The sequence below is a fragment of the Cellulomonas persica genome (assembly GCF_007989825.1).
GTDB lineage: Bacteria > Actinomycetota > Actinomycetes > Actinomycetales > Cellulomonadaceae > Cellulomonas > Cellulomonas persica.
The window spans coordinates 16,288-37,101 of sequence record NZ_BJUA01000008.1; the positions used below are offsets into that span (position 1 = coordinate 16,288).

Below are 20,814 nucleotides of genomic sequence, written 5' to 3' on the forward strand. Positions count from 1 at the left end.
GCCAACCGACAAGGGGCAGACCAACGTGGCACTTGACGTGCTGACGGACCTCACGAAGGTCCGCAACATCGGCATCATGGCGCACATCGATGCCGGCAAGACGACGACCACCGAGCGGATCCTGTTCTACACCGGGGTCAACTACAAGATCGGTGAGACGCACGACGGTGCGTCGACGATGGACTGGATGGAGCAGGAGCAGGAGCGCGGCATCACCATCACGTCCGCCGCGACGACCTGCTACTGGAAGAACAACCAGATCAACATCATCGACACGCCTGGCCACGTGGACTTCACGGTCGAGGTCGAGCGCTCGCTGCGCGTCCTCGACGGTGCCGTCGCCGTGTTCGACGGCAAGGAGGGTGTCGAGCCCCAGTCGGAGACCGTGTGGCGCCAGGCCGACAAGTACGACGTCCCGCGCATCTGCTTCGTCAACAAGATGGACAAGCTGGGTGCGGACTTCTACTTCACGGTGAAGACCATCGTCGACCGCCTCAAGGCCAAGCCGCTGGTCATCCAGCTGCCGATCGGCGCCGAGAACGACTTCATCGGCGTCGTCGACCTGGTCGAGCAGCGTGCCCTCGTGTGGCGCGGTGAGACCGCGCTGGGCGAGAAGTACGAGGTCGAGGAGATCCCGGCCGACCTGGTGGAGAAGGCGGAGCAGTACCGCGCCGAGCTCCTCGAGGCCGTCGCGGAGTCCGACGACGAGCTGCTCGAGAAGTTCCTCGGTGGCGAGGAGCTGACGGTCGAGGAGATCAAGGCCGGCATCCGCAAGCTGACGGTCGCCTCCGAGGCGTACCCGGTGCTGTGCGGCTCCGCGTTCAAGAACAAGGGCGTCCAGCCCATGCTCGACGCGGTGATCGACTACCTGCCGACCCCGCTCGACGTCCCGGCCGTCCAGGGCCACGACGTCAAGGACGCCGAGGTCGTCGTGGAGCGTCACCCGGACGCCAAGGAGCCGTTCTCGGCCCTCGCGTTCAAGGTCGCGGCGCACCCGTTCTTCGGCAAGCTGACCTACGTCCGCGTGTACTCCGGCACCGTCGAGCAGGGCGCCCAGGTGCTCAACTCGACCAAGGGGAAGAAGGAGCGCATCGGGAAGCTCTTCCAGATGCACTCCAACAAGGAGAACCCGGTCCAGGAGGCCACCGCCGGCCACATCTACGCGTTCATCGGCCTCAAGGACGTCACCACCGGTGACACCCTGTGCGACGCCAACGCGCCCGTGGTCCTGGAGTCCATGACCTTCCCGGAGCCCGTCATCGACGTGGCGATCGAGCCGAAGACCAAGGGCGACCAGGAGAAGCTCTCCATCGCGATCCAGAAGCTCGCCGAGGAGGACCCGACGTTCCGGGTCAAGCTCGACGAGGAGACCGGCCAGACCGTCATCGGCGGTATGGGTGAGCTCCACCTCGACATCCTCGTCGACCGCATGCGTCGTGAGTTCAAGGTCGAGGCGAACGTCGGCAAGCCGCAGGTCGCGTACCGCGAGACCATCCGTCGCAAGGTCGAGAAGATCGACTACACGCACAAGAAGCAGACGGGTGGCTCCGGCCAGTACGCGAAGGTGCAGATGACCTTCGAGCCGCTGGACCCGGCCGAGGGCGAGCTGTACGAGTTCGAGAACCAGGTCACCGGTGGTCGCGTCCCGCGCGAGTACATCCCGTCGGTCGACGCCGGTATCCAGAGCGCGATGCAGCTCGGCGTCCTCGCGGGCTTCCCGCTCGTGGGCGTCAAGGCGATCCTGCTCGACGGTGCGGCGCACGACGTCGACTCCTCGGAGATGGCGTTCAAGATCGCCGGTTCGATGATCCTCAAGGAAGCTGTCCGCAAGGCCGACCCGGCTCTCCTCGAGCCGATCATGGCCGTCGAGGTCCGCACCCCTGAGGACTACATGGGTGATGTCATCGGCGACCTCAACTCGCGCCGCGGCATGATCCAGTCCATGGAGGACGCCACGGGCGTGAAGGTCATTCGCGCCCAGGTGCCCCTCTCGGAGATGTTCGGGTACGTCGGTGACCTGCGGTCGAAGACCCAGGGTCGCGCGGTGTACTCGATGCAGTTCGACAGCTACGCCGAGGTGCCTCGGGCCGTGGCCGACGAGATCATCAAGAAGACCCGGGGCGAGTAGTCCCACAGGTCGAAACCTGTAGTTCCATCACACAATCCGACCCGTGGGGCCGCACGCTCTGCAGGTACCTTCCGGTAGCTGCAGTCGGGCAGTCTCTACCAAGTCCTGAGGAGGACACCTAGTGGGCAAGGCGAAGTTCGAGCGGACGAAGCCGCACGTCAACATCGGGACCATCGGTCACGTCGACCACGGCAAGACGACGCTGACCGCCGCGATCTCGAAGGTGCTGCACGACAAGTACCCGGACCTGAACCCCTTCACGCCGTTCGACGAGATCGACAAGGCGCCGGAGGAGAAGCAGCGCGGTATCACGATCAACATCGCGCACGTCGAGTACCAGACCGAGAAGCGTCACTACGCGCACGTCGACGCTCCGGGTCACGCCGACTACATCAAGAACATGATCACGGGTGCGGCGCAGATGGACGGCGCCATCCTCGTGGTCGCGGCCACCGACGGCCCGATGGCCCAGACGCGTGAGCACGTCCTGCTCGCCCGTCAGGTCGGCGTTCCCTACCTGCTCGTGGCGCTCAACAAGTCCGACATGGTCGACGACGAGGAGATCCTCGAGCTCGTCGAGATGGAGGTCCGCGAGCTGCTGTCGTCGCAGGGCTTCGACGGCGACAACGCGCCGGTCGTGCGCGTCTCGGGCCTCAAGGCGCTCGAGGGCGACCCGACCTGGGTCAAGTCGGTCGAGGACCTGCTGGACGCGGTCGACGAGAACGTGCCGGACCCGGTGCGTGACATCGACAAGCCGTTCCTCATGCCGATCGAGGACGTCTTCACGATCACCGGTCGTGGCACCGTCGTGACGGGCCGCGTCGAGCGCGGTCAGCTCAAGGTGAACGAGGAGGTGGAGATCGTCGGCATCAAGGAGAAGGCGATCAAGACCACCGTCACCGGTGTCGAGATGTTCCGCAAGCTGCTCGACTACGCCGAGGCCGGCGAGAACGTCGGTCTGCTTCTCCGCGGCACGCGCCGCGAGGAGGTCGAGCGTGGCCAGGTCGTCGTGAAGCCGGGTTCGATCACGCCGCACACCGAGTTCGAGGGTCAGGTCTACATCCTGGCCAAGGACGAGGGCGGCCGTCACAACCCCTTCTACACGAACTACCGTCCGCAGTTCTACTTCCGGACGACCGACGTCACCGGCGTCATCACGCTGCCCGAGGGCACCGAGATGGTCATGCCTGGCGACAACACGGAGATCTCCGTGACGCTGATCCAGCCCATCGCGATGGAGGAGGGCCTCGGCTTCGCCATCCGCGAGGGTGGCCGCACCGTCGGCTCGGGCCGCGTCACCAAGATCATCAAGTGATCCCCGCCCTTCGGGGCTGATCGCTCGCAGCAGGGCCCGGGAGCTTCGGCTCCCGGGCCCTGCTGTCGTCTGCGGGCGTGCTGTCGCGTGGCGTCGCCTGGCGGCGGAGGGGCTGGCCAGCCCCTGTGTGAATCGATTCGGAACGCAGGTGCGACGCCTCACCCTCTCCCCGTCCCGCGTGCGCGCGATTAGCGTCCTGCGCATGTCTGCTGAGCTCCCCGCGTCGCACTCCGCGTCCCCTAGCCTCCGCACCGCGACCACCGACCCGGCGCCCGGGTCGCCGGCCTTCGACAGCGTCCTCGACCCCACCGGCGGCGGTGCTGGGGGCACGCGCGCGACCGGCACGGGCACCGGCGCTCCCGCCCAGCCCGGCCGCGGCAAGGTGCTGGGATGGGTCATCGGCATCGCGCTGGCCGTCGTCGTCGGCGTCGGCGCCTACGCGGTGTTCGGCGGCGCCTCGGACGACGACGACGCCGCGAAGGCTGGTGGCCCGCAGACGGCGTCGATCGCGCGCGGCTCGGCCGACGCCGCGGCCCTGCGGGTCGAGGGCTCGGTCGGCTCGGTGCTGATGAGCGCGGACGCGGCCGACGACCTGCTCGTCGGAGCGGAGGCCACGGGCGCGGACGCCGCGGCCACGGTGCTGGAGGGTGACGAGGCGGTCGCCGCGCTCACCGGTGACGCCTCGACGGTGCGGCTGGCCCCCGGCGTCGCGTGGACTCTGGACCTGGCGGCCGAGACGGACGCCGTGACCGCCAACCTCACCGGGGCCTCGGTCTCGGGGGTCACCGTGACCACGGGTGCGCGGTCGATCGACCTGACGCTCCCGGCGCCGGAGGGTGACGTCACGATCGACCTGCAGGCCGGTCTGGGCAACTTCAACCTGCACGTGCCTGCCGGGGTCGCGGTCGTCGTCGACGTGGTCGCGGGTGCCGGGCAGGTCATGGTGGACGACCGCACGGAGAACGCGGTCGAGGCGGGCACGCAGATCCCGACCGAGGGCTTCGCCGAGGGCGACCCGCACTACAGGGTCACGGTCAGCAGCGGCGTCGGCACGATCATGGTGCACCACGACGCGGCCTGATCCGGGCGGCGCACGGCCCTGAGCTCGCGCGCACGTCGTGCCGCCCGCGGCCGTGCTGAGCAGCGCCTCTGAGCCCGCCGTGTCTCCCACCGCGCTCCGCTCGTCCGCGAGCGGTGGCGTAGCGGGACGCGGCGGGCTCAGGCGCGTGGAGCGGCGGTGCTCGAGCGCACCACGAGGGTGGTCGGGACGAGCACGTGCTCGTCGTCGAGCGCGTGGCCGGCGTCGATCTGGCGCAGCAGGAGCTCGACGAGCCGCTGGCCGATCTCGGCGAAGTCCTGGCGGACCGTGGTCAGCGGCGGCCACAGGTAGTCGGCGAGCGGGATGTCGTCGAACCCGACGACGGAGACGTCCTCGGGGACCCGGCGGCCCCGCTCGCTGAGCGCGCGCATGAGGCCGGCGGCCATCTCGTCGTTGGCGCACAGGACCGCGGAGACGTCGGGGTCCGCCGCGATCGCCAGCCCCTGCTCGTACCCGGAGCGTGCGCTCCAGTCGCCGCGCGCGACGGGCGGCACGACGCGTCCGGCGGCGCGCAGCGTCGCGGCCCACGTGTCGGCGCGCATCTGGGCAGGGTTGGAGTCGGCCGGCCCGGCCAGGTGGTGCACCGTGCGGTGCCCGAGCTCGAGCAGGTGCGCGACGGCGGCGATGGTGCCCGCGACCTGGTCGGCGCCGACGGCGGGGTGGTGGCCGACGAAGCGTGAGTCCGAGACCACCACGGGGACGCGGGGCGGCAGGGCCAGCGCGGTCGGGGTGGCGTCCTCGGCGCGGATGATGACGAGCCCGTCGATGGACTGGTGGGTCAGACGCTGGACGGCGGCGCTGACGTCGGCGGAGGACGGCGTCTCGACGTCGACGAGCGTGACGGTGTAGCCCGCGCGGCGTGCGGCTTCGACGACGCCGTCCATGGTGCGGGCCTCGCCGGTGCGGGACAGCCGGTGGGCGACGAGCCCGATGGTCTTGAAGCTGCCGTAGCGCAGCGCGCGCGCCGCGTTGTTGGGGGAGTAGCCGAGCTGCTCCATGGCGTCGAGGACGCGCTGGCGCGTCTCGGGCCGTACGTTGAGCGCACCGGTGGAGACGCGGGAGACGGTCTGGGGTGAGAGGCCTGCGAGTCGCGCGACGTCGCCGATCGAGGGTCCGGGTCGGCGGCGGCCCCGTGCCGGGGCGGGCGCGTCGTCGTCAGGCATTGCACCATTGTACCGATGGCGACGTCACCACAAGCGAGAGCGCGGGAGGGTGAAGACGCGGATGGCAACGTCACCATCTTGTGATGGCCGGCGCGTTGACAGCGTGCTGCGGCGCGTGGTTCGCTCGTCGCCGACACGTGGTGACGTAAACATGCGGAACACGAAGGAGTGGACCCCGTGGCCTCAGTGAGCGCGGTGCCGGCAGCGGTGGCCGACCGCACGCGACGCAGCCGACCCTCATGGTCCGGCTGGGGCTTCGTCGGGCCCTTCCTGCTCGTCTTCGCGCTCGTCTTCCTGGCGCCGATCGCGTACTCGGTCTACCTCAGCCTGTTCCGCAAGCAGCTCGTCGGCGGCAACGCGTTCGTCGGGACCGAGAACTACCGGACCGTGTTCACCGACCAGCAGTTCTGGACGGGTTTCGGCCACGTCGTGGCGTTCCTCCTGGTGCAGGTGCCGATCATGCTCGGCATCGCGCTGCTCGTCGCGCTCGCGCTCGACAGCGGCCGGCTCTACGGGCGCAGCTTCTTCCGGATCTCGATCTTCCTGCCGTACGCGGTGCCCGCGGTGGTCGCGACGCTCATGTGGGGCTTCATGTACGGCACGCGGTTCGGCCTCGTGGGGAACCTCAACCGGGCGTTCGACATCTCGCTGCCGAACCCGCTGTCGCCGGACCTCGTGCTCGCGTCGATCGGCAACATCGTGACGTGGGAGTTCGTCGGCTACAACATGCTGATCTTCTACTCGGCGCTCCGCGTGGTGCCCGCGAGCCTGTACGAGGCGGCGGAGATCGACGGCGCGGGGCAGTGGCGCGTCATCCGCGCCATCAAGCTCCCGGCGATCCGCGGCGCGCTCGTCATCGCGACGATCTTCTCGATCATCGGCAGCTTCCAGCTCTTCAACGAGCCGAGCATCCTGGCGAACCTCGCGCCCAACGCCATCGCGACGTACTTCACGCCGAACCTGTACGCGTACTCGCTGTCCTTCTCGGGCCAGCAGTACAACTACTCGGCCACGGTCGCGATCGTCATGGGCGTCGTCACGATGGTCATCGCCTACGCCGTGCAGCTGCGCGGCATGCGGAAGGAGGCCTGACGTGGCCGCCGCGACCGCCGCACCGACGAGCAGCGCGCCGACGCGCAGCGGTCGCAAGCCCGTGCGCCTGCGCCCGGCCGCGACGCGGACGTCACGCCCGCGTCGCAGCCCGCTGCTGACCGCGCTGACGGCGATCGTGCTGCTGTACAGCCTCGTCCCGCTCGTCTGGCTGCTCATCAACGCGACCAAGTCCCAGCAGGACCTGTTCAGCTCGTTCGGCCTGTGGTTCGGCGACGGCTTCGCGCTGTGGGACAACGTGCGAGCGACGGTCACGTACGACGACGGGATCTTCCTGCGCTGGTTCGCCAACACCGTGCTGTACGTCGTGCTCGGTGCGGGCGGGGCGACGGCCCTGGCCGTGCTCGGCGGCTACGGGCTGGCCAAGTTCCGGTTCCCCGGCAGGCGGTGGGTGTTCGCGGTCGTGATCGGCGCGGTCGCGGTCCCGGGCACCGCGCTCGCCGTCCCCACGTTCCTCATGTTCAGCAAGATGGGCCTGACGAACACGCCGTGGGCCGTGATCATCCCGTCGCTGATCTCGCCGTTCGGGCTGTACCTCATGTGGACGTTCGCCGCCGAGGCGATCCCCACCGAGCTCCTCGAGGCGGCGCGCGTCGACGGCGCGGGGGAGCTGCGCACGTTCCTGCGGATCAGCCTGCCGCTGCTCGCCCCCGGCATCGTCACGGTGCTGCTGTTCACCATGGTCGCGACGTGGAACAACTACTTCCTGCCGCTGATCATGCTCAAGGACCCCACGTGGTACCCGCTGACGCTGGGCCTCAACGCGTGGAACGCCCAGGCCGCCACCGCAGGCGGCCAGGCCGTGTTCAACCTGGTGATCACCGGCTCGGTGCTCACCATCCTGCCGCTGATCGTCGCGTTCCTGCTGCTGCAGCGGTACTGGCAGTCCGGCCTCGCGGCCGGTTCCGTCAAGGAATGACCCCACCCCACCGACGTGCGCAGGTGTCCGCAGCCTGATGGTCACGTCACCAACCGATCCACGACACACCTCAGGACGACGAAGTGAGAGGACAGTCATGACGAAGACCTTCCGCACGGTGGCCCGCGCCGTCGCGGTCGCCGGGGTGCTCAGCCTCGCGCTGACCGCCTGCAGCGGCGACAGCGACGACAGCAGCAACCCCTCCACCCCGGGCGCGACGGGCGGCGCCTCCGAGGGCCTGTCCGGCTCCCTGACCGTCTGGGCGTGGGAGCCCACGCTCGAGAAGGTCGTCGCCGACTTCGAGAGCGCCAACCCGGACGTCGACGTCGACCTCGTCAACGCCGGGACCGGCAACGACCAGTACACCGCGCTGCAGAACGCGATCGCGGCGGGCTCCGGCGTGCCGGACGTCGCGCAGATCGAGTACTACGCGCTCCCGCAGTTCGCGCTCGGTGAGTCGCTCACCGACCTGCGTGACCTCGGCGCGAGCGACCTCGACGGCACGTTCACGCCCGGCCCGTGGGGCGCGGTCAAGCAGGGCGACGGCATCTACGGCCTGCCGATGGACTCGGGCCCGATGGCGCTGTTCTACAACAAGGAGGCGTTCGACAAGGCGGGCGTCGCCGTGCCGACCACGTGGGACGAGTACCTCGAGGCGGCGCGCGCGATCCACCAGGCCGACCCGAACGCCTACATCGCCAACGACACCGGCGACGCGGGCTTCACCACCTCGATGATCTGGCAGGCCGGCGGCCACCCGTACACGGTCGACGGCACCGACGTGACGATCGACTTCACCGACGAGGGCACCACGAAGTTCACCGAGCTGTGGCAGAAGCTCGTCGACGAGGACCTGCTCGCCCCGATCTCGTCGTGGAGCGACGAGTGGTACCAGGGGCTCGGCAACGGGACGATCGCGTCCCTCACGATCGGCGCCTGGATGCCGGCCAACCTCGAGTCCGGTGTGCCGGACGGCGCCGGCAAGTGGCAGGTCGCGCAGATGCCGCAGTGGGAGGCCGGTGGCGCCGCCACGGCCGAGAACGGTGGCTCGTCGCTCGCGGTCATGAAGGCCGCCAAGGACGCCGAGCTGGCCTACGCGTTCCTCGAGTACGCGAACGCCGGCCCGGGCGTGCAGACCCGGATCGACGGCGGGGCCTTCCCGGCCACGACCGCCGAGCTGGGCTCGGACGCGTTCAAGAACAAGGAGTTCGCGTACTTCGGCGGCCAGAAGGTCAACGAGGTGCTCGCCCAGTCCGCCGCCGACGTCGTCGACGGCTGGCAGTACCTGCCGTTCCAGGTCTACGCCAACTCGATCTTCAACGACACGGTCGGCCAGGCGTACGTCTCGAGCACCACGCTCGTCGACGGCCTCGCCGCGTGGCAGGAGGCGTCGATCGACTACGGCAGCAAGCAGGGCTTCACGGTCGAGTGAGTCCGCCGCCGGTGGTGGCGGCCCGCACGCCGCCACCACCGGCACCCACCGCGCACGACCCACCACGCACGACCCACCACGCACGGCCCACCACGCACGGCCCACCCTGCAGCCGCCGCCCGGCACCACAGTGCGGCCGGCACCCCGGTCCCGCGAGGGACCCCGTCCCGAGGAGCACGTTCGCCCATGCCCGCGTTCGAGATCGGCGCGCAGGACTTCCTGCTCGACGGCGAGCCGCTGCAGATCCGGTCCGGCGCGCTGCACTACTTCCGGGTGCACCCGGACCAGTGGGCAGACCGCATCCGCAAGGCGCGCCTCCTCGGCCTGAACACCATCGAGACGTACGTCGCGTGGAACGCCCACGCGCCGCAGCCGGGCACGTTCGACCTGTCCGGCGGGCTCGACCTCGGCCGCTTCCTCGACCTCGTCGCCGCCGAGGGCCTGCACGCGATCGTGCGCCCCGGCCCGTACATCTGCGCCGAGTGGGACGGCGGGGGACTGCCCGCCTGGCTCATGGGCACTGCCGGCATCGGCGTCCGCACCGCCGAGCCGCGCTACCTCGAGGCCGTCGCCGGCTACTACGACGAGGTGCTCGCCGTGGTCGCGCCGCGTCAGGTCACGCGCGGCGGGCCCGTGCTGCTCGTCCAGGTCGAGAACGAGTACGGCGCGTACGGCGACGACCCGGACTACCTGCGCGCGCTCGTCGCGATGATCCGCGAGCGCGGCATCGACGTCCCGCTGACGACGTGCGACCAGGCCGACGACGAGATGCTCGCGCGCGGCAGCCTCGACGGTCTGCACCGCACCGCCACGTTCGGCTCGCGCAGCCTCGAGCGCCTCGAGACGCTGCGCCGCCACCAGCCCACCGGTCCGCTCATGTGCATGGAGTACTGGGACGGGTGGTTCGACTCGTGGGGCGAGCCGCACCACGTGACCGACCCCGACGAGGCCGCGGCGGATCTCGACCAGCTGCTCGGCACCGGGGCGTCGGTCAACCTCTACATGTTCCACGGCGGGACGAACCTCGGGTTCACCAACGGCGCGAACGACAAGGGCACCTACCTGCCCATCACGACGTCGTACGACTACGACGCGCCCCTGGCCGAGGACGGCACCCCGACGGCCAAGTACGACGCGTTCCGGAAGGTCTTCGCGCGCTACGCGGACCTGCCCGACGAGCGTCCCGCGGACCGTCGTGCCGCCCCTGCGCTCGACGTCGCGCTCGAGCGCCGTGTGCCGCTCGCCGACGTCCTGCCCGGCCTCGTCGACCTCGTGCCCGTCGACCACCTGCCGACCGCCGACGACATGGGCCACTGGTCCGGCTTCGTGCTCTACCGCACGACCGTGTCCGCGCAGGACCTCCTCGTGACGGTCGACGAGGTGCGCGACCGTGCGCTCGTCCTGCACGACGGCGTCCCCGTCGGCACGCTGAGCCGCACCGAGGGGATCCTCACGGCGAGCCTGCCCGCGGCCGCCGGCGTGCTCGACCTGCTCGTCGAGGACCAGGGCCGCGTGAACTACGGCCCGCGGATCGGTGAGCCGAAGGGTCTCGTCGGGACGGCCCGCACGGCCGTGCGTCCCCTGACGGCGTGGGAGGTCGGCGGGCTGCGCCTGGACACCGTCGACGAGCCGCTGCGGCGGGCCCTGCTCGACGCCGAGCCGCAGGACGTCGCGCCCGTCGCCGGACCTGCGTTCTGCCACGCGACCTTCGACTCGAGCCCCGGGACGGACCACTTCCTGCGCCTCGAAGGGTGGGGCAAGGGTCTCGTGTGGCTCAACGGCACGCTGCTGGGGCGGTACTGGTCGCTCGGGCCGACGCGCACCCTGTACGTCCCCGGCCCGCTCGTGCGTGAGCACAACGAGCTGGTGGTCCTCGAGCTGCACGGCGCGTGCACGGGCCTGGTGTCGTTCGTCGCCGGCCCCGACCTCGGTCACACCGAGCGCTGACCCCTCCCGGTCGCCACGGGCGGCCTCGTGCGCCGACGCCGCAGGGTGTCGGCGCGCCCGCGTGCGCCGCAGCGTGCGTGACCACCCGCGTGACCTCCGGCGGCGCCGCCCGGACGGACGAAGGGCCCCCGGCGTATCGCCAGGGGCCCTTCGCTGGTAGGTCGTCCGACGGTCAGCGGACGACCTTCACGGTGACGGCCCGGCTCGTCGACGCGGCGGCCGTCGAGGTGCCCGCGTACGTCGCCCGGACCGTGTAGGTCCCGGCGGCGAGCTTCGGCAGCGTGACCTTCGCCGACGAGCGGGACAGTGTCGCGCTGCGGACCGCGACCTGCGTGCCGTCCCGGTACACGCGCACCGTGACCTTGCCGGTGACGGTCGCGGACGGCGTGCCGGTCACCGTGACGGTCGTGACCGCGTTCGCCTTCGTCGTCACGGTCCGCGGGGCCGTGAGCGACGTCGACGTGGCGCGCTTGACCGTCACCGTGGTGCTCGCGGACGAGGCGCGGACGGTCGAGCTGCCCGCGTAGCGCGCCGTCACCGTGTACGTGCCGGGCTTCGAGAGCGTCGGCAGCGTGACGCTCACCTTGCCCCCGGACAGCCGGCCCGTGAGCGTCTTCACGGTCGTCGTGCCGCGCTTGACGGTGACCGTGACGGTCCCCGACGGCGACGCGCCCGACGCCCGGACGGTCACCGTCGCGACCGGCCGCGCCGTGGTCGTCGGTGTCGTGGGGGTGACGCGGACCGTCGTGGTCGACGCGACCGGCTTGGCGGTCACCTTCACCGTCACGGTCGCCGACGTCGACGGTGCGACGAGGGTCGCCGACGACGACGCGGGCGTGAACGTCGCGCTGTACGCGTGCGTGCCGACCGACGGCCTGGCGACCTTCACGCGGGCCGTGCCGTCCGACGCCACGGTCGCCGAGCCGACGACGGCCGCGCCGTCCCGGACCTGCACCGTCCCGCCGGTGACGGCGGAGGCGGCCTGCGACGTGACGCGCGCGGTGAGCGTGAGGGACGAGCCCTCGACCACGCTGGACGACGACGCGGACAGCGCGACGCTGCTCGCGGCACGCCCGTCGAGCACGACGACACCGGGGGAGACGCTCGTGGTGTCGTCGAACCCGTCCGCGCTCGCGGTGACCGTCACGGTGACGGTCGACCCGATGTCGTCGAGCCCGGGCGTCCAGGTCGGCCCCGTGGCGCCCGGGACGTCGACGCCGTCGAGCGACCACTGGTACGCGAGGATCGCGTCGGCCGGGTCGACGGTCGCCGCCGCGGTGAGCTCGGCCCCCGCGACGGGGCTGCCCTGCACGTGAACGCCGGTCAGGCCGACCGCCGGGTCGAGGGTGACGGTGTAGACCGTGCTCGAGCCGTCGACCGCGGTGACCGTAAGGGTCACGACGTCGCCCGTGCGCTGCGTGACGACCGTGGCCGACGCGTCGGTCGGGACCCCGACGACGCGCGGCGCCGTGCCCCGCCCGACGGCCGTGTACGTCGTCGTGCCCGGCTCGAAGCCCGCGACGTCGATGCCGTCCACGGACAGCCGCGCGAGCGTCGAGACGCTCGAGGCCGCCGGGACCGCGGCGTCGATCTCGGTCTCCGCGACGATCAGGTGCGTCGCGGGCCGTGCGGTCAGCACGAAGCGCACGGCGCTCGCCGAGACGCCGGACAGGTCGATCGTCGCCGAGGGCGCCGTCTCCTGCTCGGGCAGCTCGACGGGCGCCGGGAGGCTGGTCCACTGGTTCGTCGCCAGGTCGCGGTACTGCGTGGTGACGGTGGTCGGCCAGGTGGCCGACGAGCCGTCCTTCCAGAAGTAGATCCGGGCCTCGTCGAGCAGGGCGGGCTGCGCGAGCGTGTAGGTCAGCGTGTCCGTCTCGTTCTTGGTGCCGCTCTTCCAGTTGGACCAGCCCTTGTCCCCGCGGTCGCCGTTGATCGTGCGCGTCACGGCGTACGAGGTGGACTCCGTGAACGACGCCGACGGCGTCGAGGTGAGCGCGACGTTCGTCGTCCCGGCTGCTGCACCGACGATCACGTGCAGCGTCGCGGCGACGGCCTGGCCACCCGTCCCGGCCTGGGCGTCCACGGCGCCCGGCACGGTGACCACGCCGCTCGTCGCGAACGACGCGTCCGTGAGCGCCGTGAAGTCCCACGTGACCGGCACGGTGAACCGCGCCGACGACGTGCCGACCTGGGCCCGGACCGTCGCGGGTGCGGAGCCGCGCACGAGGTCGAGGCTCGACCCCGCGACGACGGTGACGGACGCCGGGTCGGTCGCCACGAGGTCGCCGACCTCGACGACCGCCGTCGCGACGACCGCGTTGCCGTAGATGTCGGTGCCCGTGCCGGTGAGGGTGACCGTGCCGGCGCGGTCCCACGCGTCGGCGGGTACGCCCCACGTCACGGGCGTCGCGACGCCCGCTCCCCACGAGTACGTCGGGACGACGGTCGCGGGCAGTGGTGCGGGGGTGCCGACCGTGGTGCGCAGCGAGATCGAGGGTGCCGACGGGGTCGCGCTCGTCGCCCGGACCCGCCACCGCTGGTTGCCGCCGTCGTTGGAGCCGTACACGCCGACGCTCGCGCCGTCGGCGGTCGACTGGCCGTTGACGTCGAGCGCTGAGGCCGTCGCGCTGTTGACGAACGACCACGTCGTGCCGTCGAGCGTCACCAGGTGCCACGTCGTCGTCGCCGACTCGGCCGCCTGCGCCGCCGTGACCGCCTCGAACCGCGTGCCCTCGCTCGTCGCGCCGAGGAAGGTGCCGCCCGCGACGTTCTCGAGCGTGAACGTGCGGCGCGCGGACGGGGCGCGGTACCGCGTCGTCTCGTGCGCCACCCACGTCTGGGCGGGCAGCGCGGCGGACGTCGTCGCGAGGTCCTTGATCTGCAGCGTCGCGGCCGACGACATGGCGAGCGCCTTGCCGCTCTGCACGCCCACGAGCTGGTAGCTCGCCCCGTCGACGAGCGGGTTCGCGTCGGGCGCGACGCCCGAGACCCCGTCGATGACGAACGTGACGACCGAGCGCGCGGGGATCGTGAGCGTCGCGCGCCCGTCAGCCCCGACGGGGACCGGGGTCCCCCGGACGAGCGCGGTCGACGTGTCGTCGACGTCCGCGGCCTGCGTCGTGACGTACGGCGTGACGCTCGCCCCCGTGGCGATCGAGCCGAACCTCGTCAGGTCGAGCGTGACCGCACGCGCGCTCAGCGTCGCGTTGGTGTGCACGACGGTCGCGCCCGTGCCGTCCGCGTCGAGCGCGGCCGTCGAGGCGGCGTCGTCCGTGGGGATCAGGCGGTCGCCCGCGGTGATGAACTGCATGAAGTTGCGCATCGCGTCGTACTTCGAGTTCGTCACGATGTGGCAGTCGTCGACCGACGAGACGGGGTCGCCCGCCGCGACCGCGTCCGCGACGCGACGCAGCGACTTGAAGCCGATCGCGTCGGTCTCGTCGACCACCTCACCGTCGGCGTCGACGTACTCGCAGTCGAAGTCGATGAAGATCGAGCCCCAGTTGAGCTTCTCGCCGAGCTCCATGTTGTAGAAGTCCTCGACCTCCTGCCACAGCACGTAGGCGTCCGGCTGGAGCGTGCGCAGATCGGACGTGATCTTCTGGGCGAGCCCGAGCGCGCCGCTGATGTTCACGGGGTCGAAGCCCGCCCCCACCCAGTTGCCGCCGGTCTCGGACATCCACAGCCCCTTGCCGGACGCGAGCGCGTGGTCACGCGACTGCGCGGCGCCGCCGTCCGAGTACGTGTGGACGTTGATCTGGCCGACGTCGGCCCGCGTCGCGGCGTCGTACTGGGCCCACGCGTTGTTGAACGCCTGCGGGTTCGTCTCGTCGTTCGCCGAGACCACGGCGTCCGACGACGAGGCCGCGAGGTCGTCGGCGAGCAGGGCGATGATGCTCTGCTGCTGACCCACGCCGGACCCGGGGCAGATCTGCGCACCCTCCTGGGGCTTCTTGACCGCGGTGGTGAACGGCGTGATCCCGTCGGCGAGCCGACCGGTCGGCGTCGACCAGTAGCCGGTGCAGGGCTCGTTGAACGGGTCGACCGACTGGAACCGCACGTCGTAGGTGTCCTCGAGGTGCTCGACGACCTTCGTCAGGTACGCCGTGAACGCGGCCGGCGCACCGTACTGGGTGAGCACCTGCTCGGTGGTCGAGCTCGCGCCGCCCGAGGAGTAGCCCGAGCGCGTGAGGAACCACGGCGGGGAGTTGGAGAACGCCTCGAGCACGAGGTCCTCGCGTTCGGCGGCGAGCTTCTCGAGCCACCACCGCTGCGTGGCGTCCTTCGTCCAGTCGTAGCTCGCCTCGTCCTGCGGGTCCCACGCCTGCGCGAGCGCGAGGTGGTCGGCGAACCTCGTCGTCGCGGTGCCGTACAGGCTGTCGGGGTCGGTCGAGCTGTCGTGCGCCCAGTAGCCGTCGACGGCCGCGCCCTGCCGGAAGTAGTCGCCGACGTCGGACGCGCGCCCGCCGCCGATGTTGTAGCGCGCGACGTTCATGTTGAGCCCGTCCTCGCCGAACACGAGGTCGAACAGCTCCTCGCGCAGCTCGTCGGGGTAGTCACCGGTCGCGTTCGCGAACCAGACCAGCGAGTTGCCCCACCCCTCGAAGGGGTCACCGGCGTACGCCGGGTTGGGCGTGATGGTGTGCTGCGCGGCGCTCGGGGTGGCGGCTGGCGCGGGTGCGGCGGCACCCACGGTCGCCGCTCCGGCCCCGGCGGCGACGAGCGTCGCGCACACCGCCGAGGCGAGCGCGCGACGCGGTCGGGTTCGAGGGAGGTTCTGGCGGGTCATCGACTGCCTCTCGTTCACTCGTCCTTGAGCGGGCGCCCGGGTCGCCGCCACGACGACCGCGTGGTGACGTAAACATCCGGGTTCGGGAGCCACGGTCCCAGTGCCGCAGAAGTGCGTCAAGGGACCGACGGTCACGGGATGGCGACGTCACCACGCGCGGGGTGCCAGGCGCGAGGGGTCGCGGGCAGCCGACGGGTGGGTCTCCGAGTGCGCCGGGGCGCACCGCGGCGCCGGGGGAGACCGCGCGATGAGGTGCAGGTCACCGGCTGCCCGGGTTGGAGATGCGCGTGCTCGTCTGGCACACTGTTCAGGTTGCCCGCTACGGGTGTGCCTTCGTGCGCGCCAGGCTGGGCCGACAGACGTGGCGAACCGCGTCAGCCCCGGGGCCTACCCGGTGGTGGCGGTTCGACGACAACCACCGACCTCATACCGGGAACGGTATGCAGCGCCCGGGTGCGTCGCGAAAAGCGACACGCCCGAGCGCGGGGGTCGGACGGGACCAGTTCGAGAGAGAGAAGTAGACGACGCCATGGCGGGACAGAAGATCCGCATCCGGCTCAAGTCCTACGACCACGAAGTCATCGACAGCTCGGCGCGCAAGATCGTCGACACGGTGACTCGCGCTGGTGCGTCGGTCGTGGGCCCGGTGCCGTTGCCGACGGAGAAGAACGTCTTCTGCGTCATCCGGTCGCCCCACAAGTACAAGGACAGCCGCGAGCACTTCGAGATGCGCACGCACAAGCGGCTCATCGACATCATCGACCCCACGCCGAAGGCCGTCGACTCGCTCATGCGTCTCGACCTGCCCGCGGACGTGAACATCGAGATCAAGCTCTGACGCTGGGAAGGAACTGATCCTCATGGTTACCCAGCAGAACGCGCGCCCCGTCACGGCCCTGCTCGGCCGCAAGCTCGGCATGACCCAGCTGTGGGACGAGGCCGGTCGCCTCGTGCCCGTCACGGTCGTCGAGGTCGGCACGAACGTCGTGACGCAGGTCCGCTCCGCTGAGGCTGACGGCTACGCCGCGGTCCAGCTGGCCTTCGGCCAGATCGACCCGCGCAAGGTCACCCAGCCGCTCAAGGGCCACTTCGAGAAGGCCGGGGTCACCCCGCGCCGGAACGTGGCCGAGATCCGCACGCCGAACGCCTCCGAGTACACGCTCGGCCAGGAGCTCGACGCGACCGTCTTCGAGGCCGGTCAGCTGGTCGACGTGATCGGCACGACCAAGGGCAAGGGCACCGCCGGTGTCATGAAGCGTCACGGCTTCGCCGGCGTGAGCGCCTCGCACGGTGCCCACCGCAACCACCGCAAGCCCGGCTCGATCGGTGGCGCCTCGACGCCGTCGCGTGTCTTCAAGGGCCTGCGCATGGCCGGTCGGATGGGCGTCGCCCGTCAGACCACCCAGAACCTGACCGTGCACGCGGTCGACGCCGAGCGGGGTCTCCTGCTCGTCAAGGGCGCCGTCCCCGGCCCCAAGAACGGTGTCGTCGTCGTGCGATCCGCTGTGAAGGGTGCGTGACCTCGATGAGCGACACGCTGACCGTCGACGTCCTGGACCCCCAGGGCAAGAAGGCCGGTACGGCCGACCTGCCCGCTGAGGTCTTCGACGCCCAGACGAACGTCCCGCTGATCCACCAGGTCGTCGTCGCGCAGCTCGCTGCGGCCCGCCAGGGCACGCACGACACGAAGACGCGTGGCGAGGTCCGTGGTGGCGGCAAGAAGCCGTACAAGCAGAAGGGCACCGGCCGCGCCCGTCAGGGCTCGACCCGTGCGCCGCAGTTCGCCGGCGGTGGCACCGTCCACGGCCCGCAGCCGCGTGACTACTCGCAGCGCACCCCGAAGAAGATGAAGGCCGCGGCGCTCCGCGGTGCTCTCTCGGACCGCGCCCGCGCCGGTCGCGTGCACGTCGTCTCCGGCTTCGCGCCGGGTGAGGCCCCGTCGACGAAGGCCGCTCTCGCGGTGCTCGACAACCTCACCGTGCGTCGCCACGTCCTCGTCGTCGTCGAGCGCGCCGACGAGATCACGTGGAAGTCGCTGCGCAACGTCGAGCGCGTGCACCTGCTCGTGGCCGACCAGCTCAACACCTACGACGTCCTCGTCTCGGACGACGTGGTCTTCACGCAGGGCGCGCTCGACGCGTTCCTCGCTGGCCCCGCCAAGGGCGCGAAGGCGACGGCGACCTCGACCGAGGCCGAGGAGGAGTCCAAGTGACCAACGTCGGCAAGGACCCCCGCGACATCCTGATCGCGCCGGTCGTCTCCGAGAAGAGCTACGGCCTGCTCGACGAGGGCAAGTACACGTTCCTCGTCGACCCGCGGGCGAACAAGACCGAGATCAAGATCGCCGTCGAGCAGGTGTTCGGCGTGAAGGTCGACTCGGTCAACACCGCCAACCGTCAGGGCAAGGCCCGTCGGACCCGTTTCGGCATCGGCCGCCGCAAGGACACGAAGCGTGCGATCGTCACCCTCCGCGAGGGCACGATCGACATCTTCGGCGGTCCGGTCGGCTGAGCGAAGGACTGAGGACTCATGGGAATCCGTAAGTACAAGCCGACTACCCCGGGTCGTCGTGGCTCGAGCGTGGCCGACTTCGTCGAGATCACGCGCTCCACGCCGGAGAAGTCGCTGGTCCGCCCGCTGACCAAGTCGGGTGGCCGCAACAACACCGGTCGCGTGACGACCCGCCACCACGGTGGCGGCCACAAGCGCGCCTACCGCGTGATCGACTTCCGTCGTCACGACAAGGACGGCGTGCCGGCCAAGGTCGCGCACATCGAGTACGACCCCAACCGCACCGCGCGCATCGCGCTGCTGCACTACGCGGACGGCGAGAAGCGCTACATCATCGCGCCGAACAAGCTGTCGCAGGGTGACGTCGTCGAGGCCGGTGCCGGCGCCGACATCAAGCCCGGCAACAACCTGCCGCTGCGTAACATCCCGACCGGTACGGTCATCCACGCCATCGAGCTCAAGCCCGGCGGCGGCGCGAAGATCGCCCGCTCGGCCGGGACGTCGGTGCAGCTCGTCGCGAAGGACGGCCCGTACGCGCAGCTGCGCATGCCGTCCGGCGAGATCCGCAACGTCGACCTGCGCTGCCGCGCGACGATCGGCGAGGTCGGCAACGCCGAGCAGTCGAACATCAACTGGGGCAAGGCCGGCCGCATGCGCTGGAAGGGCAAGCGCCCGACCGTCCGCGGTGTCGCGATGAACCCGATCGACCACCCGCACGGTGGTGGTGAGGGCAAGACGTCCGGTGGTCGTCACCCGGTGAGCCCGTGGGGTCAGCCCGAGGGTCGCACCCGCCGTCCGAACAAGCCGAGCGACAAGCTCATCGTGCGCCGTCGGCGCACCGGCAAGAAGCGCTGATAGGAGCCCGAGAGAATGCCTCGCAGCCTCAAGAAGGGCCCGTTCGTCGACGGCCACCTGCAGAAGAAGGTCGACGCGCAGAACGAGGCCGGAACGAAGAACGTCATCAAGACGTGGTCGCGTCGTTCGGTCATCACGCCGGACTTCCTGGGCCACACGTTCGCCGTCCACGACGGTCGTAAGCACACCCCGGTGTTCGTGACGGAGTCGATGGTCGGGCACAAGCTCGGCGAGTTCGCCCCGACACGGACGTTCCGCGGCCACGAGAAGGACGACCGGAAGGGCCGTCGCCGCTGACCCCCGGGTCAGCAGGTGACGCCCTGACGGCAGAGACAGGAGCAGACACGATGGAAGCCAAGGCGAAGGCGCGGTTCGTCCGCGTCACGCCCCAGAAGGCCCGACGCGTCGTCGACCTCATCCGTGGCAAGCAGGCCGGGGAGGCCGTTGCGGTGCTGAAGTTCGCGCCGCAGGCGGCCGCGGAGCCCGTCCTCAAGACGGTGCAGTCGGCGATCGCGAACGCGGTCGAGGGCGCCAAGCGCAACAGCCAGCGCCTCGACGAGGCCAACCTCTACATCTCGGAGGTCTTCGTCGACGAGGGCCCGACCCTGAAGCGGTTCCGGCCGCGTGCCCAGGGTCGCGCCAGCCAGATCCTCAAGCGCACGAGCCACATCACCGTGGTCGTCGCGGAGCGTGAGACGAAGGGACGGTCCTGACAGTGGGGCAGAAGGTCAACCCGCTCGGGTACCGCCTGGGCATCACCACCGACCACCGCTCGCGGTGGTTCGCGGACTCGACGAAGCCGGGTCAGCGCTACCGCGACTACGTCCGTGAGGACGTGCAGATCCGCAAGCTCATGAGCACGGGTCTCGAGCGCGCGGGCATCGCCAAGGTCGAGATCGAGCGCACGCGTGACCGCGTCCGCGTCGACATCCACACCGCCCGCCCGGGCATCGTCATCGGGCGTCGTGGCGCGGAGGCCGACCGCATCCGTGGCGAGCTCGAGAAGCTCACGGGCAAGCAGGTCCAGCTCAACATCCTCGAGGTCAAGAACGCCGAGCTCGAGGCTCAGCTGGTCGCCCAGGGCATCGCCGAGCAGCTCGCGAGCCGCGTGTCCTTCCGCCGTGCGATGCGCAAGGGCATCCAGTCCGCGCAGCGCGCCGGCGCCAAGGGCATCCGCGTGCAGGTCTCCGGCCGTCTCGGCGGCGCGGAGATGAGCCGCACCGAGTTCTACCGCGAGGGTCGTGTGCCGCTGCACACGCTCCGCGCGAACATCGACTACGGGTTCTTCGAGGCTCGCACCACCTTCGGGCGCATCGGCGTCAAGGTGTGGGTCTACAAGGGCGACATGACCGAGAAGGAGTACGCCCGCGAGCAGGCGAGCCAGGCTCCGCGCCCGTCGCGTGGCCCTCGTGGCGACCGCGGCGACCGTGGTGACCGTGGCCCGCGTGGCGGCGGTCGTCGCGAGCGCGAGGCGCAGGCTCCTGCCGCCGAGGCTCCGGTCGAGTCGAACCCCGAGGCGACCCCTGAGACCGGAACGGAGGCCTGA

The 20,814-nt window shown here is 70.6% G+C and carries 17 protein-coding genes; 15 read left to right on the forward strand and 2 right to left on the reverse strand.

What is annotated here, in order from left to right:
• Positions 1 to 25 precede the first annotated feature (25 nt).
• The 3 genes from fusA to CPE01_RS09235 all read left to right on the forward strand — a co-directional run bounded on the left by fusA (position 26) and on the right by CPE01_RS09235 (position 4,524).
• Positions 26 to 2,128 carry an elongation factor G gene (gene fusA / locus CPE01_RS09225; protein WP_146806369.1) on the forward strand — a complete coding sequence of 701 codons (2,103 nt, stop codon included), beginning with the start codon at positions 26 to 28 and terminating at the stop codon, positions 2,126 to 2,128.
• A 121-nt stretch (positions 2,129 to 2,249) separates the two neighbouring features.
• A complete protein-coding gene (gene tuf / locus CPE01_RS09230; RefSeq protein ID WP_146806370.1) occupies positions 2,250 to 3,443 on the forward strand; it encodes an elongation factor Tu in 1,194 nt (397 codons plus the stop codon).
• A 202-nt stretch (positions 3,444 to 3,645) separates the two neighbouring features.
• A complete protein-coding gene (locus CPE01_RS09235) occupies positions 3,646 to 4,524 on the forward strand; it encodes a LiaF domain-containing protein (RefSeq protein WP_146806371.1) in 879 nt (292 codons plus the stop codon).
• A gap of 137 nt (positions 4,525 to 4,661) precedes the next feature.
• Here CPE01_RS09235 and CPE01_RS09240 read toward each other — a convergent pair whose 3' ends face one another.
• Positions 4,662 to 5,705: a LacI family DNA-binding transcriptional regulator gene (locus CPE01_RS09240; protein ID WP_146806372.1), complete on the reverse strand. Its 1,044-nt coding sequence runs from the start codon at positions 5,703 to 5,705 to the stop codon at positions 4,662 to 4,664.
• 177 nt (positions 5,706 to 5,882) lie between these two features.
• Between CPE01_RS09240 and CPE01_RS09245 the strand changes: the two genes are divergently transcribed.
• The 4 genes from CPE01_RS09245 to CPE01_RS09260 all read left to right on the forward strand — a co-directional run bounded on the left by CPE01_RS09245 (position 5,883) and on the right by CPE01_RS09260 (position 11,113).
• Positions 5,883 to 6,797 (forward strand): carbohydrate ABC transporter permease, encoded by a 915-nt coding sequence (locus tag CPE01_RS09245; RefSeq protein ID WP_186811484.1) that lies wholly within the window; start codon positions 5,883 to 5,885, stop codon positions 6,795 to 6,797.
• A gap of 1 nt (position 6,798) precedes the next feature.
• Entirely contained in the window at positions 6,799 to 7,734 is a 936-nt protein-coding gene (locus CPE01_RS09250; protein WP_146806374.1) for a carbohydrate ABC transporter permease, read from the forward strand.
• 97 nt (positions 7,735 to 7,831) lie between these two features.
• Complete coding sequence (locus tag CPE01_RS09255) at positions 7,832 to 9,166, forward strand: ABC transporter substrate-binding protein (RefSeq protein WP_146806375.1); 1,335 nt, start codon at positions 7,832 to 7,834, stop codon at positions 9,164 to 9,166.
• Between the two features lie 186 nt (positions 9,167 to 9,352).
• A complete protein-coding gene (locus tag CPE01_RS09260) occupies positions 9,353 to 11,113 on the forward strand; it encodes a glycoside hydrolase family 35 protein (protein WP_146806376.1) in 1,761 nt (586 codons plus the stop codon).
• 172 nt (positions 11,114 to 11,285) lie between these two features.
• Here CPE01_RS09260 and CPE01_RS09265 read toward each other — a convergent pair whose 3' ends face one another.
• Complete coding sequence (locus CPE01_RS09265; protein ID WP_146806377.1) at positions 11,286 to 15,902, reverse strand: Ig-like domain repeat protein; 4,617 nt, start codon at positions 15,900 to 15,902, stop codon at positions 11,286 to 11,288.
• A 529-nt stretch (positions 15,903 to 16,431) separates the two neighbouring features.
• On the opposite strand from CPE01_RS09265, the gene rpsJ reads away from it, so the two are divergent.
• From rpsJ to rpsC, 8 genes are read left to right on the forward strand one after another with little or no spacing between them, the layout of a single operon-like run.
• The gene (gene rpsJ, locus CPE01_RS09270; protein WP_013117879.1) at positions 16,432 to 16,740 is read left to right on the forward strand and encodes a 30S ribosomal protein S10; all 309 of its coding nucleotides are present in this window, start codon (positions 16,432 to 16,434) and stop codon (positions 16,738 to 16,740) included.
• Positions 16,741 to 16,762: 22 nt separating this feature from the next.
• A complete protein-coding gene (gene rplC, locus CPE01_RS09275; protein ID WP_146806378.1) occupies positions 16,763 to 17,422 on the forward strand; it encodes a 50S ribosomal protein L3 in 660 nt (219 codons plus the stop codon).
• A 5-nt stretch (positions 17,423 to 17,427) separates the two neighbouring features.
• Positions 17,428 to 18,114: a 50S ribosomal protein L4 gene (gene rplD, locus CPE01_RS09280; RefSeq protein ID WP_146806379.1), complete on the forward strand. Its 687-nt coding sequence runs from the start codon at positions 17,428 to 17,430 to the stop codon at positions 18,112 to 18,114.
• Positions 18,111 to 18,413, forward strand: coding sequence for a 50S ribosomal protein L23 (gene rplW / locus CPE01_RS09285; RefSeq protein WP_048342528.1), 303 nt, complete (start codon positions 18,111 to 18,113; stop codon positions 18,411 to 18,413). Before rplD ends, rplW begins: the two co-directional genes overlap by 4 nt.
• Positions 18,414 to 18,431: 18 nt before the next feature.
• On the forward strand, positions 18,432 to 19,268 hold the full coding sequence (gene rplB, locus CPE01_RS09290) for a 50S ribosomal protein L2 (protein ID WP_146806380.1): 837 nt from the start codon (positions 18,432 to 18,434) through the stop codon (positions 19,266 to 19,268).
• 15 nt (positions 19,269 to 19,283) lie between these two features.
• Positions 19,284 to 19,565: a 30S ribosomal protein S19 gene (gene rpsS, locus CPE01_RS09295; protein WP_146806381.1), complete on the forward strand. Its 282-nt coding sequence runs from the start codon at positions 19,284 to 19,286 to the stop codon at positions 19,563 to 19,565.
• 50 nt (positions 19,566 to 19,615) lie between these two features.
• Positions 19,616 to 19,981, forward strand: coding sequence for a 50S ribosomal protein L22 (rplV, locus tag CPE01_RS09300; protein WP_094180753.1), 366 nt, complete (start codon positions 19,616 to 19,618; stop codon positions 19,979 to 19,981).
• 2 nt (positions 19,982 to 19,983) lie between these two features.
• Positions 19,984 to 20,814, forward strand: coding sequence for a 30S ribosomal protein S3 (gene rpsC / locus CPE01_RS09305; protein ID WP_146806382.1), 831 nt, complete (start codon positions 19,984 to 19,986; stop codon positions 20,812 to 20,814).

Bases quoted from the DNA above. Each gene is read 5' to 3' on its own strand.
- rplB (WP_146806380.1), top strand. From the start codon at position 18,432: ATGGGAATCCGTAAGTACAAGCCGACTACCCCGGGTCGTCGTGGCTCG.
- rpsJ (WP_013117879.1), top strand. From the start codon at position 16,432: ATGGCGGGACAGAAGATCCGCATCCGGCTCAAGTCCTACGACCACGAA.
- CPE01_RS09235 (WP_146806371.1), top strand. From the start codon at position 3,646: ATGTCTGCTGAGCTCCCCGCGTCGCACTCCGCGTCCCCTAGCCTCCGC.
- rpsS (WP_146806381.1), top strand. From the start codon at position 19,284: ATGCCTCGCAGCCTCAAGAAGGGCCCGTTCGTCGACGGCCACCTGCAG.
- CPE01_RS09240 (WP_146806372.1), bottom strand. From the start codon at position 5,705: ATGCCTGACGACGACGCGCCCGCCCCGGCACGGGGCCGCCGCCGACCC.
- rplV (WP_094180753.1), top strand. From the start codon at position 19,616: ATGGAAGCCAAGGCGAAGGCGCGGTTCGTCCGCGTCACGCCCCAGAAG.
- rplC (WP_146806378.1), top strand. From the start codon at position 16,763: ATGGTTACCCAGCAGAACGCGCGCCCCGTCACGGCCCTGCTCGGCCGC.
- CPE01_RS09260 (WP_146806376.1), top strand. From the start codon at position 9,353: ATGCCCGCGTTCGAGATCGGCGCGCAGGACTTCCTGCTCGACGGCGAG.
- CPE01_RS09265 (WP_146806377.1), bottom strand. From the start codon at position 15,902: ATGACCCGCCAGAACCTCCCTCGAACCCGACCGCGTCGCGCGCTCGCC.
- CPE01_RS09255 (WP_146806375.1), top strand. From the start codon at position 7,832: ATGACGAAGACCTTCCGCACGGTGGCCCGCGCCGTCGCGGTCGCCGGG.
- rplD (WP_146806379.1), top strand. From the start codon at position 17,428: ATGAGCGACACGCTGACCGTCGACGTCCTGGACCCCCAGGGCAAGAAG.